Raw genomic sequence first — 8,556 nt, 5'->3', positions numbered from 1 at the left:
TCGCAATCCCCCACAACGTATCCCCTGCTTTCACTGTATATTCAGTCGCTTCAACTCCACTCGATTCACCTGGCATTTGCAATACTTCCCCGACATAAATCACATTAGGATTACTAATATCATTCAACTTTACCAATTCAGAAACCGTCGTACCGTATTTATTCGCAATCGCCCATAACGTATCCCCTGCTTTCACTGTATATTCAGTCGTTTCAACTCCACTCGATTCACCTGGCATTTGTAATACTTCTCCGACATAAATCACATTAGGATTACTAATATCATTCAACTTTACCAATTCAGAAACCGTCGTACCGTATTTATTCGCAATCCCCCACAACGTATCCCCTGCTTTCACCACATAATCAACCGTCGTCTGTGGTTGAGACGGAATCTCAGGTTTTGAAACCTCAACTGAAGATAAGAAAATACCATCCGTAAAATAATCTAAATCAACTGAATTCGTTTCAATCCCATTAACTTCTCCTGCATCACTATATTGAAAACCAACCCAGTTGGACCATTTTCCATTATCCTGTGGCTCAGATCCCCCGTAATCTGCTACCCATAGTGGATAGCTGGCTATCTCATCATTCCAAATGTTAATCGCATTATAACTATCACTATATACGACGACCTCTTTCCCACTCAAAGCTTCAACCTCTTGAATAAACGCTAATCCAACCTCATTAATCTCCTCATTATTCAACAATCCAAACGACTCAAAATCCATCGCTAACCGGCAATCATATGAATAATCTTCAACAAGTGACACAAAAAAAGACGCCTGATTCTTTGCTTCCTCCACACTCATCGCTGTCACATAATGATAAAAACCAACTTTTAACCCTGCTTCATTCGCCTTCTTGGCATTTGCCTCAAACTGCTGATCCACATAATCAAAACCCTCACTACTTCGAATATACACCACCTCAACCCCAGATTCCTTAACTGCCTCAAAATCAATATCACCTTGCCACTCACTCACATCAATTCCATTATATTTCAAATCACTAGACGGAGACAAAGCTAATGCCTTTATATCAAAGCCTAAGATAACACTCACCATCACCACAATAGATACCATCCACTTTTTCAACTTAAAACACTCCTTTCAATGATTAAATAGATACTATAACTTATGACAACAACAAAAAAACGGTCCTGCTTACGCAGAACCGCTATCTTAAATAACGCATTTAAATGTTTGTTGAGTGACCGCTAACTGTTCTCTTGCCAAGAAATTAACCATCTTCACATCATTTATTAACTCATGTAATTGAATATATGATAAGAAATATTTTTTTCCCCAAGCGCGCACTGCCGTAAACAACTCATGACCATAATAATTTAAATCAAGCTCAGGCACAATATAAAAGGACATCAAATCCAAATACTTATACTTCACGCTTCCGGGAACCGAATACGTCTCCTTAATTTCAACTAAAGCCATTCCCTTAATCTCGTTATCAACCTCTAATAAAATATAATCTCGATAACGAGTTTTAATATTTTCCTCAATCCATTCCTCATCCATACTTTTTCCTTGATAATTCGTTGGTTGTAAACTGTGACGATGACGATTTAAGGCAAAATGCAGATTATGTAAAGTTTCTACATCTTCAAGCGTTGCCATTCTAATATTCATATTTCATTCCTCCTACTTCATTCAAGGTATTACTAACCTATGAACGATAAGTAATCAAATATGAACGAATCGACAAAAGCTCTTAAATAAACTGTCCCTCTTTCAAAATAAAAATCCAAATAAACATCGTGATGACCGAAAACATCGAGCCAAACACAACAAGTTGTCCTGCCAAATCTGCATCGCCATCCATTTGCTTCGCCATACTAAACGATGAAACTGCCGGAGGAGATCCAAAAATCGCAAGTAAGATTGCTAAACTCGTCCCTTTAAGATCAAACATAATCGCCAGGGGTAAAAAGATAACAGGTGCTAACACCAATTTTCCAAGTAATCCAATACACAAGTTTCTTAAATTGCCTCGAACGCTCGAAAACGTAAATGATGCTCCTAAAATAACGAGTGCCAATGGCGTTGTCACCTTTGATAAATCGCTAATTGTTTTCTCAATAGCCGATGGTAACTTAATGCCTATAGCCAAAAATAACAGACCGAGTAGCGACCCGATAATTAATGGATTCGTGACAATTCCTCTTAGAATTTTCCTCACATGGATGCGACTTCCACGAAATGTTTCGAGGGTGATGACCGCTAAAACATTAAATAACGGCACAATAACTGCAACTAATAAAGCAGCTGCTCCTGTCGATTCAGCCCCACATAAAGAAGTCGCAATTGGAATTCCAAAAATCACAAAATTACTTCGAAAAATAGCCTGAATCAAAACACCACGCTTAGGATTTTCCTTCTCAATTAAACAAATAATGCCCCAAGTGATTAAGAAAATAAGTATCACACTGAAAATCGCCAATAACATGAGTTTTAAATTAAAAACTCCTGCGATGTCTGTTTGATACACGTTAATAAATAACAACACTGGTAAAAATACTTTGAAAACCACTGTATTCATTCCATTAATCGTATGTGTGTCCCAAATCTTTAAAACCTTTAATCCATATCCTAGTACAATCATTAAAAACAGTGGTAGCACTACGTTTAATGATAAAATTAAATTCTCCATACGTCTCCCCTACAAACTCCCTTTAGTTTGAGTACTCTCCTTTTAATGTGAAGCAATCTAAAATATGACCGTCCATCGCACGATAAAGCTCGTTCATATAAAATCCTGGTTTCAAATCAAGTAATGTATCTAATGCATAAACATGTGTCTCATAAAGATGAGGGGCATTGGGTGGAGCCATTCCTCCATAATAACTAGAGGCTTCAATACTTTGATTATCTCCTTGAATGCTAATCCAACTATTGACACCTTGAATAAAATCAGTAGCTGTTTGAGATTCACCTGCTAATAATTCATCACGCGTTAAGTTAGCGACTAACCAATGAATCCATGAAAAACCACAAACTGGAACTGCGTCTTTATCTTCCATCACAATGGCAAAAGACTTCGTACCTTGTGGTGCATCTTCAATTTTTAACGGTAACGAATATAAAGGCATCTCATTCTCATTAAATTGAGTCCCTTTTGCTCCATACTCATCGGCAATGATTCCATCAATAATACCTGTACTTGTCACTTTCATTTAATCATCTCCTTTTAAATACATTATAACGTTTTCCACATCAAAAAAATAGGGAGATTCCCAATCATTGTATTAGGATTCTCTCTATTTTTATCTGAACACCCACTTTTTATGCGATTAAACTAAAGGACGAACATAACGCTCGTCCTTTTTTATCTTAAAGTTGTTTGATACCCCGTATAAATCATGCCCACTAACAAAATAAGACAGGCTAAAATAATTAAATATGTCATCCGATCCGGGCGATATGCACGCTGTTCTTTGACTGCCTTTTTCACACGATTTTGTTCTAAAAATAAGCCTACCATATTTAAAAAGATATACGGTAAAATAAACAAAACTAATTGACCTGCTTCTACTGTATTGTTACTAATATTGAAAGCTAATTGAGTCACGATTGTTGCAATCACCATAATCATAATCGAACTGACAAATACAAGGACAATCCACATCCCAACTCGTGCTTCTTCTTGTTCAGATGGCTCTACGAATATCTCTTGACGATATTTAACATTAATCAATAAAATTCCACCGATAAATTGAATCATAAAGACAACGATTAACAACATAAAAAGCCAAGAAATCTCTAACTGCATCAAACTTAGGATGATATAAATCAAACTGTAACTAAGCGTCGTAAAGAGACAATAAAACTCAGTGATATACGCCATTTTTTTAAGACTTGAATCATGATAATGAACTCGTTTATCGTATCCGGCCACTAAGGTATAATCACCTGTTTTAATGCCATGTGTAAACACAAAATAAATGCTAGTTGCCATCATTAAAAAAGTTAACAAGATGATGAGAATACCAGAAACTTCATACCTTGGACTAAGCACAACAAAAACGAAATAACCAATCAAAGAAAACAGCTGTGTTAAGTACATCCACTTCATAGGCTTTAAATTTAACTCAACGGGTTCTTCTTTAATATCTGACTTTATGCCCATTAATCCATCTAAATCTGTTTCAAAGATAGCCGCTAACTTCATCAACATCTCAAGATCAGGTTGCGTCATACCTCGCTCCCAATTTGAAATGGCCTGCCTCGTCACACCTAGTTGGTTTGCCAACTCTTCTTGAGACATTCCCCTACGTTTTCTTAATGTTGCAATCTGAGTTCCTAACTGATGATGCTCCATTTCTCCATCTCCTCTTTGTCTCTATCTGATGATATCTTACTAAATTCTACATCAGTATGCTACTTTTTATGCGCTGCAGTCACGCAATAATCTGTTGCCTCTCCCTTTTGTTGATTTAATAAAGTGGCAGATTTTAAAAGTGGATAGTCACACTAAGTCCACCCCATCAAACGAAGATAGCTAATATAACAATCTTCGATTGTTCTTCTTAGCATGGGGGCTGCACCCCTTTTCCTAGGAAATATTTTGAGATATTTTGTTGGTGTGATGTTGAAAAACAGTGGATGAAAAAGGGAAATTGTCATAGTTAGATAAAATATGTTAGTTAGTTATGAGTTTTGATTTAATGTGTCTTTTTGACTGTTTTTATTGTAGATAAAAACAAAAGACAAATCGATGTGATTTGCCTTTTTAAAAGAAATGAGACCCTATATTTAGAATCAAATAAAATAAACTATATGCACTAATTAAACCAATCAAAAGCCTTCGTGATAATCCACTATCCATCCGAATCAACCCCTCATCATTTCATTATACGGATAAATTAAACGGAATATGTCAAAATTATAGATTAACTTAATAAAATGACGTTATTTTTTAAACAAGATGATTTAAAGGTCCACGACCATGCCCTAAATCAAGATTAGCCTTTAACGCTTTAGTAATATACAACTTCGCATTTTTTACACTCGTTTGAACATCATAGCCTAATGCTAAATTACTCGTAATCGCAGAAGAAAGTGTACATCCCGTTCCATGTGTATTAGGATTTTCAATCTGCTCTCCTAAAAACCATGTCACTTCTCCATCAACGTACAATAAATCATCTGCACAATCATCCAAATGACCACCTTTAATTAAGATATGTCCTTTATAAAAGGATGCAATCTTTTTAGCGGCTAAAACCATTTCTTCTTTTGACTGAATGTTAAATCCACATAAACACTCAGCTTCTTGTAAATTTGGCGTAATCATTGTAGCCAGTGGCATCAATTTTTTAATTAAGACGCTCATTGCTTCTTCATTTAATAAGCGACTTCCACTCGTAGAAACCATCGCAGGATCAAGAACAATAGAAACAGCTTGATACTCCATTAACTTTTCGACAATTGCTTCAATAATAACCGACGATGAGACCATTCCAATCTTCACACTATCCGGTACAATATCCGTAAAAATAGCATCCAATTGAGCACGTACCATCTCAGGGCTCACTTCTTCAACCATTGTAACTCCTAATGTATTTTGCGCTGTTAATGCCGTAATCGCACTCATTCCATAAACACCGTGTGCGCAAAACGTCTTTAAATCCGCCTGAATTCCGGCACCTCCACTACAATCTGATCCCGCAATACTTAACACTTTTTTCATAATACCCAATCCCTTTTTAAATTTTTTGCAGCTTGCATTATATCATCTGACGCTAAAATAGCTGATACGACTGCGACTCCACAAATTCCGCTACCAGTTAACTCGTCCACATTATCTTCATCAATTCCCCCAATCGCAACGACTGGAAGATTCACAGCCTCGCAAATTTCTTTTAATACCTGTAGGGGAACATGTTTCGCATCCTTTTTGGTGTCAGTAGAAAATACAGCACCAACACCTAAGTAATCCGCACCTTGTCTTTTGGCAATTTGAGCTTGTTCAACAGTTTGAACTGATACTCCAAGTATTTTTTCTTCACCTACTAACTTTCTAACTTCATCCGCAGGTAAATCATCTTGGCCAATATGGATTCCATCTGCATCAGACTGAATCGCCACCCAAACGTTATCGTTAATCATAAAAGGAACTTTATACGTTGTAGTCAATTCCTTTAACTCTAAAGCTTTTAATAAAAACTCTTCATCGCTTAAATTCTTTTCTCTTAATTGAACCATGGTCACACCACCTTTAAGGCCTGCTTCAACTTGTTCAACTAATGATTGATCTTTAGTCCAATGTCGGTCAGTCACTAAATATAGACTTAAATCTTGCTTATTTAGTTTCAATCTTCATTCCTCCTTCAAGAATGGTTTCATTTAATGTGCTCATTGCATCAATTAAATGCATTTTAAAACTTGAAGTTCCTTCACATTTGGTTGCTGCGATTTCTCCACATAATCCCATTGCACAAATTGCAGTAACTGTTGCCTCTATTACCTGATTTGGATTAGCTCCACAATATGCTCCAATCACCGCAGTTAACATACAGCCTGCCCCTGTAATTTTAGACATTAACGGATGCCCATTTCGAATCATAAAAACTTGGTTTGTATCTACTACTAAATCAATAACACCACTGATGGCAATCACAGCACCTGTTTTTTCACTTAATGTTCTCGCCATTTCGATTACTGAATCTATGTTTTTATCAGTGACTAAATCGGCTGCACTAGCATCTACCCCAAGTGTCTGACCTGTTCCAGCCGCTAACGTCTTAATCTCAGAAATATTCCCACGAATAACTGAGAACTTCACCTCTTTAATCAATCGTTCGACTGTTTCAGTCCGAAGTGTCGATGCTCCAGCCCCAACTGGATCTAAAATAACTGGATGATTTAATTGATTTGCTTTTTTACCAGCCGTAATCATTGCTTCAATTGTACGCGAATTTAAAGTTCCAATATTAATGACAAGACTTTGACAGATCGTCGTAATCTCTTCAACTTCAGTCATTTCATCTGCCATGATTGGAGATCCACCACAAGCTAAAATAATATTGGCACAGTCATTAACGGTCACATAATTCGTAATATTGTGTACAAGTGGTGTTTGATTTTGAACATTCTTTACGATTTTTTTTAACATTAAAATTCCCCCCATCATCAAAAAAGGGATGGACCATAGGCCCATCCCTTACATCAAAACGATATACGTTAAAATTCCAGTACATTCCCTACGTTGGCATTATCCAAATCAGGTTATAGGTCGACGCTCCATTTCGCATCCTCTCAGCCGGCTTGGGCCAGCTCCCTTTCCATATTTAATTATACTTAACTTTATCATACGACTTAAACTCCGTCAACAACATAACCCTAAAAATCAAAATGAGCATCAGATTCAGTCCAATGGTGACTAAAACGAACATACTATCCTTTGGCTCCGACGAATAAAATACAAGATATAAAAGAGGGAGTTGCAACACATATAAAGGAACTGAAAGTTGCTTCACTAACTTAAATACCTTTGATTTGAATTGAACCTTCATCAACACGACCATAATGCCTAGTACACTAGCAATCGGTAATAAAAAGTTCCAACTAATAGAAAGCAGCAATAAAATCCCACAAATTAAACTCAGATTTAATAAATGCTTTCTTAATATCATAAATACAACTTTTTGATAACGTGCAACCCACATCCCAACCATAACAAAGATCCCTGGCCACCCAGCTAACAAACCAAATAGACTCAAAATTTTTATATTTTGTGTGAATCCCATTAATAAATAAAACACAAACAACGTCACAATCAAAGACGCCTGACTTCCATCTAAAAACTGTCCCATTATCGTATGCTGTAAGATTTCAAACAACGAAACTTCCTCACCAAGATAAACCTGAACCAATCCCATTAAAACGTTACCTGATACAAACATCAAAAACAAGCGTATTGCCCTTTGAAATATTCTCTTTTTAATCAATCGATTTGCTTGAATTGAAAAATTCCTAAATTCTACCCCCACCAAAAACAAATAAACAGCTAAAGCGCCAGTTCCTAGGGTTTGAAGAAACTGAAGTATTAAATCAGGATGGCTCACTCGTTCAATCACTTGGTGAAACAAAATTAAAATCAGACAGACGCCTTGAATACATTCAATATTCGATTTATTTAAAAATGCATAGCTTCCGCGGCCATAAAAATATGATTTATATGCCAAAAGCACTGGCATCAAAAATGCTACAAACATAACTAAAATCGTTGAGCTACTTATATTTAGAACCATAATCCACCTCTTTTCTCACATTATATAACGAACAAAAATTATTCAAAACAAAAACCATGTCGAGCGACATGGTTTTATTTTAATGTTGATGAGACTAGTTATCCTTTAGGATTACGCCGAGCTAACCGCACACCTCAACCTTTTATCTAATCCAGCTTCGAGCGACAATCTTTCTATAAAGTCTCCTAATGCTACTAAACTCATAAACCGAGTTTTGAGCATTAGCTACGACTTTTACGCAAGATTACCCGTCACTCTCAGCTTTTTATTTAATCCAGCTTCGAG

The 8,556-nt window shown here is 36.3% G+C and carries 9 protein-coding genes and 1 riboswitch; all 9 genes read right to left on the bottom strand.

The window, feature by feature from the left end; genetic code table 11:
* Window positions 1-1,099: GH25 family lysozyme (locus J6D32_RS03660; RefSeq protein ID WP_287467297.1), on the bottom strand; the 1,099-nt coding region annotated here is incomplete at its 3' end.
* Between the two features lie 87 nt (window positions 1,100-1,186).
* Window positions 1,187-1,648, bottom strand: a complete 462-nt coding sequence (locus J6D32_RS03655; protein WP_006785859.1) for a hypothetical protein — start codon at window positions 1,646-1,648, stop codon at window positions 1,187-1,189.
* Between the two features lie 82 nt (window positions 1,649-1,730).
* Entirely contained in the window at window positions 1,731-2,669 is a 939-nt protein-coding gene (locus tag J6D32_RS03650; RefSeq protein ID WP_287467296.1) for an AEC family transporter, read from the bottom strand.
* 22 nt (window positions 2,670-2,691) lie between these two features.
* Window positions 2,692-3,192 (bottom strand): YbhB/YbcL family Raf kinase inhibitor-like protein, encoded by a 501-nt coding sequence (locus tag J6D32_RS03645; RefSeq protein WP_006785857.1) that lies wholly within the window; start codon window positions 3,190-3,192, stop codon window positions 2,692-2,694.
* A gap of 152 nt (window positions 3,193-3,344) precedes the next feature.
* Window positions 3,345-4,337 (bottom strand): helix-turn-helix domain-containing protein, encoded by a 993-nt coding sequence (locus tag J6D32_RS03640; RefSeq protein WP_287467295.1) that lies wholly within the window; start codon window positions 4,335-4,337, stop codon window positions 3,345-3,347.
* 597 nt (window positions 4,338-4,934) lie between these two features.
* Window positions 4,935-5,708 carry a bifunctional hydroxymethylpyrimidine kinase/phosphomethylpyrimidine kinase gene (thiD, locus tag J6D32_RS03635; RefSeq protein ID WP_287467293.1) on the bottom strand — a complete coding sequence of 258 codons (774 nt, stop codon included), beginning with the start codon at window positions 5,706-5,708 and terminating at the stop codon, window positions 4,935-4,937.
* Window positions 5,705-6,334 (bottom strand): thiamine phosphate synthase, encoded by a 630-nt coding sequence (thiE, locus tag J6D32_RS03630; protein WP_006785854.1) that lies wholly within the window; start codon window positions 6,332-6,334, stop codon window positions 5,705-5,707. Before thiE ends, thiD begins: the two co-directional genes overlap by 4 nt.
* On the bottom strand, window positions 6,321-7,133 hold the full coding sequence (thiM, locus tag J6D32_RS03625) for a hydroxyethylthiazole kinase (RefSeq protein WP_262949312.1): 813 nt from the start codon (window positions 7,131-7,133) through the stop codon (window positions 6,321-6,323). Before thiM ends, thiE begins: the two co-directional genes overlap by 14 nt.
* A gap of 67 nt (window positions 7,134-7,200) precedes the next feature.
* Window positions 7,201-7,311, bottom strand: a riboswitch (TPP riboswitch).
* A complete protein-coding gene (locus J6D32_RS03620; protein ID WP_039930850.1) occupies window positions 7,309-8,271 on the bottom strand; it encodes a hypothetical protein in 963 nt (320 codons plus the stop codon). (Overlaps the previous riboswitch by 3 nt.)
* Between the last annotated feature and the right edge of the window lie 285 nt (window positions 8,272-8,556).

This window comes from Turicibacter sp. (genome assembly GCF_017941855.1).
Lineage (GTDB): Bacteria > Bacillota_I > Bacilli_A > MOL361 > Turicibacteraceae > Turicibacter > Turicibacter sanguinis.
Note: the sequence above shows the minus strand (reverse complement) of the source record. Positions and strands in the feature narration are given on the sequence as shown.

Excerpts from the sequence above, each read along its gene's own strand:
- J6D32_RS03655 (WP_006785859.1), bottom strand. The coding sequence starts at position 1,648 with ATGAATATTAGAATGGCAACGCTTGAAGATGTAGAAACTTTACATAAT.
- J6D32_RS03650 (WP_287467296.1), bottom strand. The coding sequence starts at position 2,669 with ATGGAGAATTTAATTTTATCATTAAACGTAGTGCTACCACTGTTTTTA.
- J6D32_RS03645 (WP_006785857.1), bottom strand. The coding sequence starts at position 3,192 with ATGAAAGTGACAAGTACAGGTATTATTGATGGAATCATTGCCGATGAG.
- J6D32_RS03640 (WP_287467295.1), bottom strand. The coding sequence starts at position 4,337 with ATGGAGCATCATCAGTTAGGAACTCAGATTGCAACATTAAGAAAACGT.
- thiD (WP_287467293.1), bottom strand. The coding sequence starts at position 5,708 with ATGAAAAAAGTGTTAAGTATTGCGGGATCAGATTGTAGTGGAGGTGCC.
- thiM (WP_262949312.1), bottom strand. The coding sequence starts at position 7,133 with ATGTTAAAAAAAATCGTAAAGAATGTTCAAAATCAAACACCACTTGTA.
- J6D32_RS03620 (WP_039930850.1), bottom strand. The coding sequence starts at position 8,271 with ATGGTTCTAAATATAAGTAGCTCAACGATTTTAGTTATGTTTGTAGCA.